This is a genomic window from Neoalteromonas arenosi (assembly GCF_030362855.1).
Lineage (GTDB): Bacteria > Pseudomonadota > Gammaproteobacteria > Enterobacterales > Alteromonadaceae > Alteromonas_E > Alteromonas_E arenosi.
Genome location: NZ_JAUCBP010000006.1, coordinates 161,437 through 179,939 on the forward strand (window position 1 = coordinate 161,437; position 18,503 = coordinate 179,939).

General features: G+C 46.8%; 18 protein-coding genes and 2 tRNA genes. All 20 read right to left on the minus strand.

Translation table 11 applies throughout. From position 1 onward, the window contains the following. Window positions 1-56 precede the first annotated feature (56 nt). The 20 genes from QTP81_RS04945 to QTP81_RS05040 all read right to left on the minus strand — a co-directional run bounded on the left by QTP81_RS04945 (window position 57) and on the right by QTP81_RS05040 (window position 18,499). Window positions 57-132: transfer RNA gene (locus QTP81_RS04945), tRNA-Lys, on the minus strand. A 33-nt stretch (window positions 133-165) separates the two neighbouring features. Next, window positions 166-241 (minus strand) — tRNA-Lys (locus QTP81_RS04950). A gap of 159 nt (window positions 242-400) precedes the next feature. Beyond that, a complete protein-coding gene (gene ybgF / locus QTP81_RS04955) occupies window positions 401-1,165 on the minus strand; it encodes a tol-pal system protein YbgF (protein WP_289364131.1) in 765 nt (254 codons plus the stop codon). Next, the gene (pal, locus tag QTP81_RS04960; RefSeq protein WP_289364132.1) at window positions 1,165-1,731 is read right to left on the minus strand and encodes a peptidoglycan-associated lipoprotein Pal; all 567 of its coding nucleotides are present in this window, start codon (window positions 1,729-1,731) and stop codon (window positions 1,165-1,167) included. Before pal ends, ybgF begins: the two co-directional genes overlap by 1 nt. A gap of 26 nt (window positions 1,732-1,757) precedes the next feature. Continuing rightward, on the minus strand, window positions 1,758-3,125 hold the full coding sequence (gene tolB, locus QTP81_RS04965) for a Tol-Pal system beta propeller repeat protein TolB (RefSeq protein WP_289364134.1): 1,368 nt from the start codon (window positions 3,123-3,125) through the stop codon (window positions 1,758-1,760). Continuing rightward, window positions 3,110-3,886 (minus strand): cell envelope integrity protein TolA, encoded by a 777-nt coding sequence (gene tolA / locus QTP81_RS04970; protein ID WP_289364135.1) that lies wholly within the window; start codon window positions 3,884-3,886, stop codon window positions 3,110-3,112. The genes tolB and tolA overlap by 16 nt, the downstream gene beginning before the upstream one ends. 18 nt (window positions 3,887-3,904) lie before the next feature. Further along, the gene (gene tolR, locus QTP81_RS04975; protein WP_289364136.1) at window positions 3,905-4,327 is read right to left on the minus strand and encodes a protein TolR; all 423 of its coding nucleotides are present in this window, start codon (window positions 4,325-4,327) and stop codon (window positions 3,905-3,907) included. 23 nt (window positions 4,328-4,350) lie between these two features. Beyond that, window positions 4,351-5,025 carry a protein TolQ gene (gene tolQ, locus QTP81_RS04980; protein WP_289364138.1) on the minus strand — a complete coding sequence of 225 codons (675 nt, stop codon included), beginning with the start codon at window positions 5,023-5,025 and terminating at the stop codon, window positions 4,351-4,353. After that, window positions 5,015-5,434 (minus strand): tol-pal system-associated acyl-CoA thioesterase, encoded by a 420-nt coding sequence (gene ybgC, locus QTP81_RS04985; protein ID WP_289364140.1) that lies wholly within the window; start codon window positions 5,432-5,434, stop codon window positions 5,015-5,017. The genes tolQ and ybgC overlap by 11 nt, the downstream gene beginning before the upstream one ends. Before the next feature lie 301 nt (window positions 5,435-5,735). Beyond that, window positions 5,736-6,740, minus strand: coding sequence for a Holliday junction branch migration DNA helicase RuvB (ruvB, locus tag QTP81_RS04990; RefSeq protein WP_289364142.1), 1,005 nt, complete (start codon window positions 6,738-6,740; stop codon window positions 5,736-5,738). 11 nt (window positions 6,741-6,751) lie between these two features. Further along, entirely contained in the window at window positions 6,752-7,375 is a 624-nt protein-coding gene (ruvA, locus tag QTP81_RS04995; protein ID WP_289364144.1) for a Holliday junction branch migration protein RuvA, read from the minus strand. Between the two features lie 25 nt (window positions 7,376-7,400). Further along, window positions 7,401-7,916 (minus strand): crossover junction endodeoxyribonuclease RuvC, encoded by a 516-nt coding sequence (gene ruvC / locus QTP81_RS05000; protein ID WP_289364145.1) that lies wholly within the window; start codon window positions 7,914-7,916, stop codon window positions 7,401-7,403. Next, a complete protein-coding gene (gene nudB, locus QTP81_RS05005) occupies window positions 7,913-8,356 on the minus strand; it encodes a dihydroneopterin triphosphate diphosphatase (RefSeq protein ID WP_289364146.1) in 444 nt (147 codons plus the stop codon). The genes ruvC and nudB overlap by 4 nt, the downstream gene beginning before the upstream one ends. A 1-nt stretch (window position 8,357) precedes the next feature. Continuing rightward, on the minus strand, window positions 8,358-10,127 hold the full coding sequence (gene aspS, locus QTP81_RS05010) for an aspartate--tRNA ligase (protein ID WP_289364147.1): 1,770 nt from the start codon (window positions 10,125-10,127) through the stop codon (window positions 8,358-8,360). Between the two features lie 110 nt (window positions 10,128-10,237). Continuing rightward, entirely contained in the window at window positions 10,238-12,211 is a 1,974-nt protein-coding gene (locus QTP81_RS05015) for a GGDEF domain-containing protein (protein WP_289364148.1), read from the minus strand. A 91-nt stretch (window positions 12,212-12,302) separates the two neighbouring features. Next, a complete protein-coding gene (locus QTP81_RS05020; RefSeq protein WP_289364149.1) occupies window positions 12,303-13,649 on the minus strand; it encodes a sigma 54-interacting transcriptional regulator in 1,347 nt (448 codons plus the stop codon). A gap of 3 nt (window positions 13,650-13,652) precedes the next feature. Continuing rightward, a complete protein-coding gene (locus QTP81_RS05025; RefSeq protein WP_289364151.1) occupies window positions 13,653-14,243 on the minus strand; it encodes a hypothetical protein in 591 nt (196 codons plus the stop codon). Continuing rightward, a complete protein-coding gene (locus QTP81_RS05030; RefSeq protein ID WP_289364152.1) occupies window positions 14,240-15,649 on the minus strand; it encodes a sensor histidine kinase in 1,410 nt (469 codons plus the stop codon). The genes QTP81_RS05025 and QTP81_RS05030 overlap by 4 nt, the downstream gene beginning before the upstream one ends. 117 nt (window positions 15,650-15,766) lie before the next feature. Next, a complete protein-coding gene (locus QTP81_RS05035) occupies window positions 15,767-16,033 on the minus strand; it encodes an EF-hand domain-containing protein (protein WP_289364153.1) in 267 nt (88 codons plus the stop codon). 336 nt (window positions 16,034-16,369) lie between these two features. Beyond that, entirely contained in the window at window positions 16,370-18,499 is a 2,130-nt protein-coding gene (locus QTP81_RS05040; RefSeq protein ID WP_289364154.1) for an EAL domain-containing protein, read from the minus strand. Window positions 18,500-18,503 lie beyond the last annotated feature (4 nt).

Below are 18,503 nucleotides of genomic sequence, written 5' to 3' on the forward strand. Positions count from 1 at the left end.
ACATTACTGAGTTAAGAAGTTCGAATAATGTATGCATGAGGAGAAGTCATTGTTAATGGTGGGTCGTGCTGGATTCGAACCAGCGACCAATTGATTAAAAGTCAACTGCTCTACCAGCTGAGCTAACGACCCTTAACAATGAGATACTTTCGAAATGCGCTTGAGTGGTGGGTCGTGCTGGATTCGAACCAGCGACCAATTGATTAAAAGTCAACTGCTCTACCAGCTGAGCTAACGACCCAATCAAGCGATAACGCCGTGCCAAATATGCGTGTACTTGGCAACGGCGGCATATAATACTTATTTCACCGCGAGGTGCAAGTCAAAAATCCTAAAATTTTCAACTATTCGACCCCAACCCACCTGCTTGCTCGTTATCTGAACAAATTAGTGTTAAATCTTAACCGCCGATTTGCGCTAAGCGCGAATCAGCCAACTTGCGCGCAGACGAATCTGGGTATTCTGCAACCACTTGATTGAAGCGCTGGCGGGCAAGCGCCACATTACCTTGACGCTCGGCGATGATGCCTAGTTTCAAGATTGAATCGGCGCGCTTGCTGCTATCAGCGAATCGATCAACCACAATACCAAACTGTTGCTGAGCAGTAACCCAATCCTGTTGATTAAACAATAACTGTCCCAGCCAGTAGTGTGCATTTGCGGCATACTCGCTGTCTGGATATTGACTAATAAACTGTTGGAACGCGGGTACTGCTGCGGCGTAATCGCGATCTTTCAAGATCAAGTTAACCGCATTTTCATAAGCTTCAGTTTCAGATATAGCAGTGGTCACAGGCTGTGTCACCGCTGGCGTTTGCGTGGTAGCATCAGGTGTTGTAACTGGCTGTTGTACGGTTGCCGTTTTCAGGGCTTCCACTCGCTTATCAATTTCAAGATACAATTCGCGCTGACGCTGAAGAATTTTCTCGAGTTGATTGGTGTGTACTTCAACAGCACCGCGCAACTCATCGACTTCTGATTGCAATGAATCAAGTTGCGACTGTAACCGATGTTGGCTCTCGGTACGACTGTCGAGAATGCTCTCGATCGCCGCTAGCCGAGCTTCAAAGTCACCATTGTTAGCATCAACAACAGGCGCCTGTGCAGCAGCAGCTGCACAGGTTACTGTAAAGATGCTGGCTAAAACCAGAGGTGATTTACGCATTATTGATAAACAACTACCGCACGACGGTTTTGTGCGAATGCATATTCAGTTGCACCCATTACAGCAGGATCTTCTTCACCGTAAGAAACCACTGAAATTTGCGAACCGCGCACACCGGCATTTAGGAAGTAAGTCTCAACGGCTTTCGCACGACGCTCACCTAGGGCGATGTTGTACTCAGGTGTACCACGGCTATCAGTGTGACCATTGATCACAACATTTTGGTCGCGGTTAGCAATAAGGAAGTCTGCGTGGCGCTTCAGTACGTCGGTAAATTCGGCTTTAACCGTAGCACGGTCGAAATCGAACAATACTGTGTTAAGGTTTTTAAGCGCATCCAGTTCAGCGTTTTTAGCATCTTCAAGTTCTTGACGTCGCTTGGCCGCTTCAGCTTCAACGCGTTTCTGCTCAGCAATACGCGCTTGCTCTTCAGCTGCCGCTTGTTCTTGTGCAACGCGGTTGCGCTCTGCTTCAAGCTCAGCTTCAGACGGGCCTGATTGACAAGCGGCTAGCGTTGCTACTGATAAACCGAGGACCAACGTTCTCATTAGTTTGTTCGTTTGCATCTTCTTTTCCTTATTGTGTGTAACATTTAAAACAAAAATGGTGACCAGCTAGGCGACTTCACCTGGCCATCGGCTGCAGGCAAACGCGCTTTAAACCTTCCGTCTAGCGACACGAGAGATAATACCTGTTTTCCCTCGTGTAGCGCACTGTATATGATCATACTTCCATTTGGGGCGATACTGGCCGACTCGTCTAAATAGGTTCTAGTCAACACTTGAATCGCTCCGTCCGTAATTCGCTGGCGAGCAATGTGGTAGTCACCGTTAGTGCGGTTGACCAGCACAAGGTCTTCTCCATTCGGAGTAACCGATGCACCTAAATTCATTTCACCCTCATAGGTCAAACGGTGCACTCTCCCAGTTGCCAAATTTACGCGATAAATCTGAGGTTTACCACCCCGCTCTGAACTAAATATCAAGCTTTTTCCATCTGGCGTCCAAGATGGCTCAGTATCAACGCTCCGGTGACGGGTAATTCGACGCAAATCACGGGTGGCAATATCCATCACATAAATCTCTGGATTGCCATCCTTAGACAGAACCATCGCCAGTTGCTTGCCATCTGGAGAAAATACCGGCGCACCGTTAATCCCGGGGAAGTCGGTCATTCGCGTACGACTAGTCGTATAGATATCCTGAATAAAAATCTGCGGGCGCTTATTTTCAAAACTCACGTACGCTAACTGCTCGCCGTCAGGCGACCAAGACGGTGACATTAAAGGCTCTGGCGATGATAGGAGGCGGGTTTCATTGGCACCATCATAATCTGAAATAACCAGTTGAAACGGCAATTCATGCACTTCGCGATCACGCACTATCACGTAGGCCAATCGCGTTTGGAACGCGCCGCGCTCACCCGTCAACTGTTCGTAAATGGCGTCACTAATTTGATGGGCGTGTTGACGAAAGTCATCTTCACCGATAAACGAACTACCGCGCGCAATGATGTGGTCGTTGTTGTATTGCAACTGACCATCAACCAAAGTTTGCGCATTGCCACCGGTGATTTGCCCACGCAGTACGTCAATCAACTCATAGGTGACTTGATAGCGCCCATCGGCTTGCATTTCTACCGAGCCAACCAAGATGGTATCCACACCAGTAGCCGCCCAAGAAGCGTAATTCACATCAGCATCGGAGGCAGGAAACTGCGGCATAGTACTCATTGTAATTGGATTAAACTTGCCGCTGCGACGCATATTGTCGGTGATCACTCGGTCGATATTTTCAGGCAATAAACCATCGCCACGCCACTTAAACGGTACGATAGCAATAGGACGAGCAGCATCTACGCCTTCGGTGATAACTAATTGCAATTTAGCCTGTACTGCGAAGGTCGAGCAAATAAGAGCTAACGCACCAATTAATAATTTAATTCTCACAAATTTACCCATAGTTCCATTTCTTTTAATTCTTGATATACATCCAAATCATCCGTCATAGGAACCTTATCCGGCCTCAGCGCAGCCGCCCTAGACGCACGGCACAAGGCTGGATCGCCACGAATGATTTCGACTTGAGTCACTAACCCGCTAAATGCGAATTTTAGATTTAGTAAACACGACTTACCGTTAAAACTTCCATCGTTATACAAATATTGATTTATCGTACTGTTTATCAGCGCTCTGTAACGCTCAGCTTCTGACAAAACCTGTCGCTGCCTTCTCTGCGCCTGTGCTGCCTGCTCGGCCGCTAATTGCTCATCCATTAACCGCTGCAGCTCTTCTTGCTCCCGGCGCTCAGCCTCTAAGCGCTCTTGCTCTTCAGCGCGACGTTTGGCTTCCTCTTCTTCTTGACGCTTGCGCTCCGCGGCTTCTTGCGCTTTGCGCTCCAGTTCGCGCTGCTCTCGCGCTTCGCGTTCACGCTTGGCTTTTTCTTCAGCTGCACGTTTTGCCTGCGCCTCTCGCTGACGTTGAGCTTCACGCTGCCGCTGAGCTTCGCGCTGGCGTTCTTGTTCAGCCGCTATTGCAGCTTGCTGCTTATCGTAAATCGCTTGGGCATCAATAAATTCGGCTTGGATCACCACTGGCTGATCGGTACCAAGCTCGGGCAAAGGTTCATGACCAAAAGCAACACTGAGCATCAATACTGCAGCAATCCCGGCGTGTAAGCCCAAGGATTGGAGGATTGATTTATTTTCAGGATCGAGTTTCATTGGCCAGGTACAATAAAATTAGCTATCAACCGGATCAGTCATTAATCCTACAGACGGCACACCAGCACGCTGCAATAGCACCATCAACTGGATAACGTCGTTGTATGGTACCGAGCCGTCGGCTTTTACCACGACTGGGGTGTCCGGCTGCTTTTGCAAATGCGCAGCAACTAACGTGGCTAAATCAGCAGCAGACATGGCTTGCTCTTCGTCTTCACCTTGATTGAGGTAATACAAACCATCAGCATCAATCGAAGCCACCAGCGGCGGATTATCTTCTTGCTCAATGGATTCAGCATTAGCTTTGGGCAAATCGACTTTGACGCCCTGGCTAACCAGTGGTGCAGTTACCATAAAGATAATTAACAACACCAACATAACGTCAATGTAGGGGACTACATTGATTTCAGAGACCGGGCGGCGGCGCTTTCTTACATACATTGTAAATGCTCCACTAGTCGCGGTTATTGGTTGGCCAGCGCTTGACGATGCAAGATCGCAGAAAACTCTTCCATAAAGATGCCGTAGTTATTCTCAATCTTTTCCACTTGATTAGAGAACCGGTTATAGGCAATCACCGCAGGGATTGCAGCAAATAGGCCAATTGCTGTCGCAATCAAGGCCTCGGCGATACCTGGTGCAACCATAGCTAATGTGGCTTGCTGAACTTGGCCTAGTGCAATAAAGGAATTCATGATCCCCCACACAGTGCCAAACAAGCCTATGTATGGGCTGATCGAGCCGGCCGTGGCTAAAAATGGTAGGTGATGTTCAAGATTATCAATTTCACGTGACATGGCGATACGCATAGAGCGGTATGTACCATCGACGATTGACTGCGTGGCCGCACTGCTCTTGCGCAAACGCACAAATTCTTTAAAACCGGCGCAAAATATGGTGCCCATACCATCAACGCTCTGGCGTGCAGAGAGTTCGGAATACAGCTTATTGAGATCAGCGCCAGACCAGAACTTATCTTCAAAAGCGATCATTTCTTTTTGTGCCCGCTTAAGAGCCGCATTGCGTTGGAAGATGAACGCCCAAGATACTACCGAGATGGTGATAAGCAGTAACATCACCAACTTTACTACTAGGCTCGCCTGCATAAACAGGCCGATAAACGTGAGATCAGTCGACACGTGTTAATTCCCCTAAAATTGCCCTTGGAATTCGCACAGGTTTCATGCTGTCCAAATTGACACAAGCGACGAGTATTTCTGCTTCGGCCACCAGCTGTTGCTTTGGCCCTTTTATTATTTGTTTGAATGTCAAACTAGCGCCTTTGCAGTTTACTACCTCACTATAAATACTCAACAGTTGGTTAAACCGGCCTGGCGCATGGTTATGCATTTCAACTCGTTTGACGACAAAGCCTGTAGATTGTTCCATTAATTTGTCTTGCTCAAAGCCCAATTCACGCAGCCATTCTGTGCGGGCGCGCTCAAAAAACTTCAAATAGTTAGCGTAATACACAATGCCACCGGCGTCGGTGTCCTCGTAATACACGCGAATTTGCAGTTTATGCGGGTTGGATGAATAATTACTCATAATTAGTTTTTCGCATCGTTCAACAAGACATGTTGTAATAAAAGCTTAATGTAACCAAACAGCAAAAGCCTACCGTGCATGACATACACAACTTATTAATAGAATAAACACTTTTTTAACACATTATATTTTCTAATGATAAATTCAATTTATTCTCAATTGTCAGCGGCGTTTTAGTCGATATAATGCGCGCATCTGTCACCAAGACATTCCGTTTTTTTGTTGACATGAGTTCCCTGGATTTATTTCCTTAAACACTAGTTGTTTACTTTGCCCGCTCACTAAGCGGGCTTTTTTTTGCCTATTGCTTAGGTTCAAAACCAAAGTGTTGATAGGCTCGTTGAGACGCAACACGTCCTCGCGGTGTGCGCTGCAGGAAGCCTTGCTGGATCAAGAAAGGTTCCAACACATCTTCAATTGTGTCTTTTTCTTCACCGATAGCTGCGGCTAAATTATCCAGTCCAACCGGACCGCCATCAAACTTATCAATAATAGCCATCAGCAATTTGCGATCCATGTAGTCAAACCCTTGTTGGTCGACATCAAGCATATCCAGCGCCGCAGCAGATACCTGTTGGTCAATGGTGCCGCTGGCTTTAACCTCAGCATAGTCACGCACCCTGCGCAACAGGCGGTTTGCAATACGCGGTGTACCGCGAGAACGCGCGGCCACTTCGGCTGCGCCTTGTTCATTGAGATCCATATTTAAATATTTTGCGCTGCGCTTAACAATCTCGGTTAAATCGCGAATATTGTAGAATTCAAGCCGCTGCACGATGCCAAACCTGTCGCGTAATGGCGACGTTAAGCTCCCCGCGCGGGTCGTCGCACCCACTAAGGTAAACGGGGGTAAATCGAGCTTAATCGAACGCGCAGCGGGTCCCTCACCAATCATAATATCTAACTGATAATCTTCCATGGCTGGATAAAGTATTTCTTCAACCACCGGGCTCAAGCGGTGGATCTCGTCAATAAACAACACATCGTTTTCTTCTAAGTTGGTCAGTAGCGCGGCTAAGTCACCGGCTTTTTCTAATACCGGACCCGAAGTGGTTTTGATATTAACGTCCATTTCATTGGCGACGATATTCGCAAGCGTAGTTTTACCCAACCCTGGCGGTCCAAAGATAAGCAGGTGATCGAGCGCATCTTGGCGCTTACGCGCGGCTTCGATGAATATTTCCATCTGCTCACATACATGTGGCTGCCCGGTATAATCAGCTAACAATTTGGGTCGAATAGCGCGGTCAACAGCTTCGTCGTCACCTTGACTTACAGCGTTTATAATTCGATCAGCTTCTATCATGCACCTTCTCCCTAAACCATCGAGCGCAGGGCTTCACGGATAAGCGCTTCACTCGACATATCGTCTTGATAGACCGCGTTAATCGCTTTGCTTGCCTGCGGTGGCTTATACCCTAGTGCAACCAGCGCACTCATGGCTTCTTCTTTGACATCACTAACGGGTATAATAGTTGAGCCAGTTTCTGTTGGCGTAACAAAGGCGTCACTGACATCAGCCCCCGTATTTAGGTTTAACTTAGCTAATTTATCACGCAGCTCAACGACTAAACGCTCTGCGGTCTTTTTCCCCACGCCAGGTAACTTCACTAAGCTGGTGACATCTTCGAGCTTAACGCATTGCATAAATTGAGCGGCACTCATGCCTGAGAGTATAGTAAGGGCCATTTTTGGACCTACGCCATTGGCTTTAATTAGCTCACGAAATAAAGTGCGTTCATTCACATCAATAAAGCCATACAGCAATTGAGCGTCTTCGCGAACGACGAAATGGGTAAACACAGTGGCCGTTTCTCCGACGCTAGGTAACTCGTAGAAGCACGTCATCGGAAGTTGCACTTCATAACCCACACCATTTACGTCGAGGAGGATTTCTGGCGGTTGTTTTGCCAGTAGTAAACCTTGTAAGCGCCCTATCATTTAATTCTCTCTGATTTATTCTTATTTAGCGTAATCTGCCGCGTACGGTCTTGGTTGCTTGCCCAGAAAGGCGGAGTAGACTCTGCGTGGTATGAGTATGACAAATCGCCACCGCTAATGCATCCGCCGCATCACTTTGCGGCGTAGCACTTAACCCCAACATCTGTGTGACCATATGCTGCACTTGGGCTTTTTCAGCACTGCCTCGTCCCACAACAGACTGTTTAATCTGCCGTGCAGAATACTCTGCTACGGGCAATTCACGTTGGGTTGCAGCAACGATAGCAGCGCCGCGGGCTTGTCCTAGCTTCAGCGCCGAATCAGGGTTTTTCGCCATAAATACTTGTTCAATCGCGAACATAGATGGCTGGAACTCTTCGATAATTGCAGTCACGCCGTTAAAAATCTGATTGAGACGATTATCGAGCTCGCCACTGACGCGAATACATCCGCTGCCAACGTATTGCATTTTATTCGATTGGTAACGTAAAACGCCGTAACCGGTAACACGAGAGCCCGGGTCAATGCCCAAAATAATCATGCTCGCTCCGGGACAAATTGGGCGATAGCCAAGCGATTGGTCTCAGACCAGACGCGTTTGACTGCCGCGTCTTTACTAAGCCACTCGTAGGCCGTGTGCTCTGTTAAGCAGATCGGCAAATCACCGTCGACACACACACTAAACACGTATTCAGTATTGACTGTTACGCCTGGAGGATAGCGATGCTGCCAACGTTTACGGATCTCAAACTGATTTACGGTATGACAATCTTGGATCGGCATATTAACCGGGTCTAATTTGATCCCCACTTCTTCCCAAACCTCGCGATACGCAGTTTGAATTGGCGCTTCACCAGCTTCAACAGTGCCAGTGACCGACTGCCAGAACTGCGCATCATCGTCGCGTCGCAAAAGCAACACTCGGCATTGGTTGTCATAAATGACGACCAATGCCGATTCGGGCCGTTTAAATTGGGTCAAATTAGTCTGAACTTCCTTCGGTTTTAACGGCAGTAATCCCCAGCTCTTTCAACTGCTCGGGATTAGCTGCCCCTGGCGCATCAGTTAAAGGACAGGCCGCTGTTGTTGTTTTTGGGAATGCCATAACATCGCGAATAGATGTTGCACCTGTCATTAACATAACCATGCGATCCAAGCCAAACGCTAAGCCGGCATGTGGCGGCGTACCGTACTTTAATGCTTCAAGTAAGAAGCCAAACTTAAGCTCGGCCTCCTGCTCGTCAATACCTAACAACTCGAATACCGCTGCTTGCATATCTGCATGGTGAATACGCACCGAACCTCCGCCGAGCTCAACACCATTTAAAACCATGTCATAGGCATTAGAAAGCGCTCCCTTGGCGTTAGCGCGAAGCTCGTCTGGTGTCATATCGCGCGGGGCAGTAAATGGGTGATGCAGCGCATGGAATTGACCGTCGAACTCTTCAAACATTGGGAAGTCAACCACCCACAATGGCTTCCAATCACCACTGAGAAGTTCTAAATCTTCACCTAGCTTAAGTCGCAATGCGCCCATGGCTTCAGTTACTACCATTGCCGTGTCAGCACCGAACAACAGCAAGTCGCCATCAGCGGCACCCGCGCGCTCAACGATATTGGCAGCGACTTCGCCACCAAGGAACTTAAGAACTGGCGATTGCAAGCCTGCTTCGCCCGCAGCTAGATCATTAACTTTTAACCACGCCAAGCCCTTTGCACCGTAAATACCTACAAACTTTGCGTAATCATCCAACTGCTTGCGCGATAACGTAGCACCGCCTGGTACACGAATAACGGCAACGCGACCATCTGGATTGTTAGCAGGACCGCTAAATACTTTAAATTCAACGTCTTTAACTAAATCCGCAACGTCGACCAACTCTAGCGGGTTACGCAAATCTGGCTTATCACTGCCGTAACGTTGCATCGCTTCGGCGTAGCTCATACGCGGGAAGTCGCCCAAATCAACATTCAGCAAGCTTTGGAATAACTTACGGATCATATCTTCGGTGATAGCCATTACACCGTCGGCATCAAGGAATGTGGTCTCGATATCGATTTGGGTAAATTCGGGCTGACGGTCAGCACGTAAATCTTCGTCACGGAAGCACTTAACGATCTGATAGTACTTGTCCATACCCGACATCATTAGCAACTGCTTAAACAACTGCGGTGATTGCGGTAGCGCGAAGAACTCACCTTTGTGGGTGCGACTTGGCACCAAGTAATCACGTGCACCTTCAGGTGTTGCTTTGGTTAGGATTGGCGTTTCAATATCTAAAAAGCCGTTATCTTCCAAGTAGCGACGAACAAAAGCCGTCACTTTCGCGCGGAACATCAATCGTTCAGCCATCAATGGACGACGAAGATCCAAGTAACGGTAGCGCAAGCGCTGCTCTTCACTGTTTTCTTGATTCGAGTCTAGCGGTAGTGGTGCCGAAGCGTTGATGATAGTGATTGACTTACCTAGGATCTCAATTTCACCAGTGCGCATATCCTTATTAATTTGATTATCTGGACGTGCGCGAACGCGGCCAGTGATTTCTACACAGAATTCGTTACGCACTTTATTGGCTGTGGTAAAAGCCGCTTCCACATCAGGGTCAAACACAACTTGCATGATACCCTCTCGGTCGCGTAAATCGAGGAAAATAACGCCGCCTAAGTCGCGTCGTTTATTCACCCAACCGTTAAGTGTAACTGTTTGATCCATGTATTCTGCGGTGATATTACCGCAATAATCAGTGCGCATTGAGAACCTCAAAAGTAACCTTGCTTAAGCGCGCTAGGGAATGGGCGCTTAAGTCGTAAAATAGCGTGAATTAATAGGCCGGCAAGTATAACGAAGTGACCGGCGGAACACTAGAGCGTGTTAATGTTTGCGAGCTGATTTATTTCCAATCGATTGCGACCTTTTGATTTAGCGGTATAAACCAACTTATCCGCCTGTGAAAGCATATTGTCAACATTGGCGAAATTGTCCAATGATGAAACGGCTCCCATCGAAAAGGTTAATTCGTGTTCTGGCACCGGTACTTCTTGACCAAGCTCCTGATAAGCACTGCGCAATCGCTCAAAAATGGTATCGACATGCATCAAATCCGCACGTGGAAATATCAGTAACCACTCTTCGCCGCCCAATCGACCAAAGGTATCTTGCTCACGTAAAACTGAACGCACAGCGTTTGCAAATAAAACTAACACCCGATCGCCAACATCGTGACCAAAGCGATCATTGATGGATTTGAAACGATCGAGATCGATTGCCGCGACAACTAACGAATAGTGACCGGCTGCTGCTTGATTAAAAGCTAGCTTGGCTGCACGCATACAGGCTCTGCGGTTAGGAGCTCCCGTCAATTCATCAGTAAGCGCTAATTCACGCATATTGTTGGCTTTGCGCCACTGCAAGACGATAAGCGTTGAAATAGCCAAAACGATCAAAACAGCCAAGGCAAATAACAAATAGAAAATAGTCTGCTGTTGTTTTTGTTTTTCTATCGTAGCTTGATTCAACGCATTTTGCTGGATCAAGTAACGGTTGTCGGTTTGCTGAGCGTCGTCGGAGATTTCAGACATCAATTGCGACACTACATTGGTTTGAGCCTCTTCCTTATAGTCAATTACCGCTTGGTAGTACTGCTTATATAAGGCAATGGCTTGTTGAAAATCACCGCGCTTTTCAGCGAATAACGCACGCAATTCTATGATATCGGCGATTAGGCTAGCATTTGTTTGTTGCTCGTTTAACTGTGTGATTTTCAACCATTGTTGTTGAGCAATTGCTGTATTACCCAAATGCAGTTCGGCAGAAGCGTAAGTGATAAGAGAACTTAACAGTCGCTCAGTATTATCAAGAGAAGCAAAAGTTTCAGCTGCCCCACTCGCTAATGCACTCGCCATCGCAAACTTTTGCTCTTGCAGCGCAATCCGTGCCAGTAAATCATTTGCATAAGCGACGCCCGACGGATCATCAAATTCTTGCGCTATGTCGCGGGAGCTAAGTAAATAAAGGCTAGCCGCCTGATTTTCACCCAACGACAAATAGGCTTTACCGATATTGAAGTCAATAATTGACCAATTGAGACTTTTTTCACCTAAACGCATTCGATCAGCAATTTCGAGTTGAATATCTATAGCACGCTGTTTGTTACCTAACCGACTATTGGCAATAGCCAAAATACTAAGCACTCGGTCTTTGTCATTGAGTAACTCATGTCGAGCGAACACATCTTGGGCTCTGCGAAGGTGCTGCAAAGATGAAAAATACTGTCGCGCAAAAAAGTCACTTGTTCCCAATGACAGTAAAATCAGCCCCTCATCCCGCGCGGGCAGACCTTTCTCAAGCAACCCCAACAACTGTCGCTTAATGACGACACGTCGTTTCTCATTGCCTTCTAGCAGAGCTACTCGCAACAAGCCCCGATAAATTCTCGACGCAGGGACAGGTAAATCTCTATTGATGGCTTGTGGTAAATATGTGTTGACCAGTCGGTTGATGTGCTCGACTTCATTAAGGCGAGCCAATATTATGACCGCAGCAGAAGCAGCATCAATTTCGAGTTCTATCTGATTGCCTTGCGCTGCGTAATCGCGAATAGCAAGCGTATCGGCCAATGCGTCTCGAGCGGGTAGTTTGGGCGTTTCAATTAACCGAGCAAGATGCGCGCTTAGCTGGTCATTGCCGTATTGACTAATAATTTCAGGCGACAAGGGGCTGGGCAACTGCAGTCGAAAGATGGGGTCGTCCGTTACCTGTGAGTGGACTCGGCAGGATATCAACAATAGCCAGAATGCACTTAATATCAACGCTATTAGACGTCGCGAAATAGCCATGTTCTGCAGAGACTTTAGGTTTTAAGACTTAAGCCATTGTATCAGAGGCTACCATTTGCACAACAGCCAGCCTTGAGCAACAACCTTTCAATCAGTGCCTAAAGTTAGCGGCCTCAAGAGCATGCTTTTTCATCAGCTTGTGCATATCAGTGCGATTTCTGCCGGCCATTTCAGCGGCGCGCGTAACATTACCGTCAGTGAGTTTGAGTAGTTTGAATAGATAACGCTGTTCGAAGGCATCCCGGGCTTCTGTCAACGTCGGCCAGTTCTGAGACGATGAAGATAACGCTTGTTCAACTAAGTGCGCCGCTATAACTGGTGTTTGCGTGAGAGCAACACACTGCTCTACAACGTTAACTAATTGCCTGACATTGCCGGGCCAATTCGAAGTTGCTAGCAACTGCATAGCATCATCAGAAAAACGGCTAACTTTGACTTGATGCCGAGTGGCGCTTTTTTGCAACAGTGTCCGTGCAAGTAATGGAATATCCTCAGCTCGTTCCTTCAATGTCGGCAACTTCAAATTAACCACGTTGAGACGATAATAGAGGTCTTCCCTAAACGTCCCCTCGCGCATCTCCCACTCGAGATCTTTGTGCGTCGCAGAGATGATTCGCACATCGATATCGACCATCTTACTGCTGCCAACGGGTCGAATTTTTTGCTCTTGCAACGCGCGTAATAATTTTACTTGCAGTGGTGTTGGCATATCGCCTATCTCATCGAGAAACAAGGTACCACCGTCGGCTTCACGAAATAATCCAAGGCTTGCTTGTACTGCACCGGTGAAAGCACCTTTGGTATGACCAAACAATTCTGATTCTAAAAGGTTCTCTGGTAAGGCACCGCAATTAATTGCGACAAATGGTTTGTCAGCACGCTTGCTGGCTTTGTGAATCGCATTAGCCAATAACTCTTTACCCGTGCCACTGGCGCCTGATATCAATACGCTGACATCGCGCTTGGCGATGCGGTGTGCTTGGTCAAGCACCTGCTGCAATTCTGATGACCGGGTAATGATCTCGGCATCCCAGTCTCCTGACTGACCGGTGCGCTTTTGGCTTAAAGCCTTATCGAGGATCTGGCGTAACTGCTTGTGATCCACTGGTTTTGTTAAAAAGCCAAAGACTCCCCGCTCTGTAGCAGCAACGGCATCGGCGATAGTCCCGTGGGCGGTCATCAATACCACCGGCAGGTCTTTGCGCAGTGCAACCAATTGCTCAAACAGCGATAATCCATCAAGCCCCGGCATGCGTAAATCACTCAGAACAACGTCAATTTCATGCGCATTAACTTGTCTGAGAGCATCTTTACCATCTTCAGCACATACCACCCTAAAACCTTCTCCCTCGAGACGAATGGTCATTAATCGCAACAAACTTTGATCATCGTCTACAAGTAGGATAGTCGGGAGAAATGGCTCGCTGTGTTTGGTCATTAATTACTGCTCCAAGGTATTTTCAAGAATTTTCGCTTCAATCGATAAAAGTTGATTGAGCTTTTCTTCTTGCTCTTGCAATAACTGCGCCTGCTCTTCAATTCGCTTCGTTTGCCTTGTGTTTACTTCACTTAAAATGCTTATTGCTGATTCGTATTCGAGTAGTTGTTGGCTGGGCTCATAAGCTAGCTCGCGCAGTAATTGCGCGAAGTCAGCGGATAATAGTGATTGCAATGACTCAAACTGCAACTGCGCTCGTAATCTATTTTGATAAGGAGTATCGGTGGGCTGTGCGAGTAAAAATCCACGCAGTTGATCAGTACGGCTATTTGTGAGTTTAGCTAGTTCAACTTTGCGTTCTCGCCATGACTGTTGTGCTTTTGTCTGCCAATAGCTTAGCCACATATGCATCGAACACTCTTTAAGTGAGGGGTCCGACTCTGGAATCGACGTCGGCTTAGTGACAAACACACAATCGCGCGAAACATCTTGGGCTGACTCTGGGAGCGTAGTTGGTTGCCACAAACTCTGACAACCGCCGAGCGTCATACAGCACAGTAACAGCATTAGTCGATGTTTACAGATTTTAATCACGCTGTGGACTTCTCCTTATTGGGTAGCTCAACTCGAAAACATACATCGGCAATAGCATGATCGACGATGGAAACTCTCCCCTGCATTAAGCGAGCGCAGTCTGCCACAATAGACAAACCAAGGCCAGCACCCACAACTTGATCATTACGCTGTGTATTACCGCGACTAAAAGGTTCGAACAACCGCTCGCGATCCTCGAGTGCGATAGGCTTGCCAAAATTAGCCACATCCATAACATAGTAGTTTGCAGAACTATAGATATGCAAAAATATCGTTTTATCCGATGCCCCATGGGCAATTGCGTTAGAGAGTAAATTATCCAAAATACGGCGGAGTAAATCCGGGTCAACAACTATTGACTCTATGTCTAATCGTATATCCACACGACGTTCGTTGTGATTTAGCGCCAAAGCGTTTTCTTGCAAGCAAGCCTCGATCAAAGCAGCTAAATTCGTCGCTACCATGACTGGCTCTGCTTGTTGCAATAGCAAATTGTAGTCCAGTAACTGCTCCACAAGAGTGTTAAGTCTATCAGTACTAGCGTTGAGTAAGCACAGTACCTCGCGTTGTGATTGGTTGAGTTCACCGACCACCTGTTCGTTGAGCAGCGAACACCCCTCTTTGATACTCGCTAACGGCGTTTTTAGCTCGTGGGAAGCATGGCGTAATAGTGCGGTGCGCAAATGTTCGAGTTGCTGAAGTCGGTCGGCCAACCAATGTAAATCTCGTTCGATACTAAGCAGCTCGATTGGCCCCTTGTTACTAATAGGAGGTAGTTCGCCGTTCTGTTGAGCGATGCTAGCAATCAGTTTTTTGAGCTGCTCAAATGGCTGTGCAATAAGTTGACTACCTTTAATAATTAAAACCAGCGAAAGAAGCGCTAGAATAGCAGTCGACCACACTTGCTTTTGGCGCTGTGAAGCCATCATTTGTTGCTGCTCAACAATTCTCTGACTAATAACTGTGCCTACTGCTCTGCGCAGTTCCGCAACGTAATCACGAAACTCGCTTAGTTGCGCGTCGAGCTGAACTTGTTGTTCAATTTCGGCAAAATTAGCGAGGCGATGGGTTCGACGTTGCAGTTTTGAGCACGCTACTCCCTGCTGCAATGACTCACAGAGATTATCTAAGTCCAGGGTGAATGTGCGCAATCGCTCTTTGATTAACAGCTTGAGTCGATCGTCGCGAACAATAAGGTGTTGACGAATCAATCGTTCAATATCAATGGCATCACTATCGATATTGCGCGATGCACCAACGATTGCAACAAAAAACGTATTATCTTGCGCGGTTGTACTAGCGATATTCGCCAAATCAGATTGACTCTGCCACAACAATGCAATCAGGGGGATTAGCGCAATTGCAAAGCTGACTAACGTCAACTGACGCAATGAACGTATCTGCAAATCTTCACTCTCTTTGCTATTAATGCGTGAAGGATTGCATAGTCACGACTGAGCAGCAAACAAAATGCGCCGTACTTAGCCATATACGACGCTCATTAAAACGTAAATGCAGCTTAACTAGCCTTGAGTATCTTCTCGGTCCAATGCGCTCGCCGCCAGCAACTCTTCTTGGCTAATTTTACCGTCTTCATTGGTATCAATTAGACCAAAGTTTTTTAACAGCAGTGAATCACCAACGGCTTCCTTGAGACTGATAAACCCATCTTGATCAGTATCCAACAAGGCCATTAGCTCGGCCTGCCCGTGAACAGGAGTCATTGTCGCCATTTGAACTGCTGCTGCAGTAACTGCTAACGCAGTGAATTTTTGAGTTTTAGTCATCATCCTTTCCTCTTTATAAATGTTGCTTAACGCGTGCGCTGTAGAACAAACACAAAGCGTCATGCTGGGTTCAGGATAATAAGAGCAGGACTGATGCCAAAACGTTAAAACATTTAAAATACAACAAGTTGCGATAAACCAGATGAACTGTTAATGCATTTTGTGTTGCCCATATCAGACAAAAGGCAGTACACGTAAAAAAAGTCCGCACCTTTAGGTAGCAGGCACGTGAAATGAATAGTCTTTACCGCCCGCGAGAAAATTTAACCTGCTGTTTTAAATAGTTTTTTGTATTTCTCGTGCATTTTGCCAATGTGTTGGCAATTCGCTTCAATACGCTCACGAGCCCATGCGTGTGTCGTAACTGATGTTTAATTGTGGAGACTCATTCTGACCGGGGATTTCAAAACGGCGAGGTAAATTAGCCAGTTCCTCCAACGGCAATGGCCGGCTAAAATAGAAGCCTTGCATATGGTCGCACCCTTGTGATGCCAAATAGGCAATTTGGCCTTCTTGTTCGATACCTTCTGCGCATATTGTTAGGTTTAATCGTTTGGCCAAATCAATTATGGTGCCAGTAACCATTCGGCTCCGCTCAGAGGTATCTAATTCGCGAATGAACTGGCGGTCTATCTTGAGTGTATCGATACTAATTTGTGTGAGGTAGCCCAACGATGAATAACCGGTGCCAAAATCATCTAGCGAAATCGCACACCCCATATTACTCACTCGACGGAAGAATTTATCGCTGGCCGCAAAGCTTTCCAAGTAGGCCGACTCTGTTACTTCTAATTCAAAAAAGCGCGGATCCACGTTATGGCGGTCGAAGGTATTGGTAATAAAATCAAATAACGCTGGATTGCGCAGGTCAAACGCCGACAAATTTACCGAAACCCGAAAACGCTGTGGGAATATTGCTTTGATTTTGTCTAAGTCGCGACACGCTTGCTCTAATACCCAAGATGTTATTGCTGGTATCTTACCGCCTTGTTCGGCTATCGGGATAAATTCTGCCGGTGATACCATACCGAGGATAGGGTGAGCCCAACGCAGTAAGGTTTCAAACCCCACTATCTCACCATTTTGATTCACTTTAGGTTGGTAATGCACCCGATATTCATTATTGCTGATTGCTGAATTGATGCTGTTTGCGATCATGAGTTTGCGTTTGTGGTCTTCAATCATCGAACTATCGAAGATAGTGTAAGTCCCCTTACCGGCCTCCTTAGAGCGGTACATCGCAATATCAGCATTACCCACCAATTCATTTAGCTCAAAATTGGCATCCGTTGCGCGCGATACGCCGATACTTACACCAACAAACAAATCGAGACCGTTGTAACAAAACGGCTCTTGAAAGGCATCGATTAGGCGATTCGCCATTCGATGTATATTGGTTTCTGTGGTTTCACGCGCGGGAATGACCAAAAACTCATCCCCCCCTAAACGCGCGACTAAATCCCCGTCACGCATCAGCGAGCTCACGCGACCGGCAACATCAATAAGTACCTTGTCACCTGTTTCATGGCCTAACGAATCATTGATGCTTTTAAATCCATCAAGATCGAAAAACATAAGCACCAAATCTTCCTCTGCGCGCAATGCTCGCGCTAATTCCAACTTGAGAGTATCCATTACAAACTGACGGTTAGGCAAACCAGTCAAACTGTCATAATTAGCTAATCGAGTCATGGTACGCTGCTGATCAATGAGCTGGGCCGTCTGTTCGCGGTTAATTCTTAACTCACTTTCAATGGTCGCAATCATGCCGTTTATATTTTTGCCTAATCGCGATACTTCGTTGTTACCTTGCACCTCAAAGCGTTGCCCGTAATCTTTCGTGAATTGCAATTTTTGCGTAAAGTCGGACAACATGACTAATGGGCGCATGCGGTTACGCAATGACCACGAATACAAGATTGCTAAACAGACAAAGACAATAACAACGAATGGCAATGTAGCCAGTACTAACTGTTGCTTGCTCGTCGACAAGGTTGTTTCGATATCGTAGATAACCACAAGATACCCCTGCGGATACTTACTTTCACCGATGCGGTTTACGCTGTATAAGTAATCGCCACTGCGGTACGTGCCCAGCGCTGGTTCGACAATAGCATTGGATAATTTATCCACAGTGTCTAGCCGGTCCCTCCCCGCTTGGCCAATATATTGTTGAATGATTTGTAAATCACGATCATAAACGTTGGCAAAAACGATATCTGGGTAGGAATCGAATCGCAGGAGTGTTGCCGTCAATGAAACAATATCCAAATCGGCGCCTACCACTAACAACAAGTCATTACTGATATTGGTCGTCAATGATTGAAGATTGGCCGTTGTGGTTTTGAGATACAACGTCTCATGTTCGTTGACAGTCAGTGCCATTATTGCTGCAGACAAAGCTAGCGTAAAGCTCAGTGCAGAAAACAATAAAGTTGCTTTAATACTGGAAAATAGGCGGTCGAACATGCGG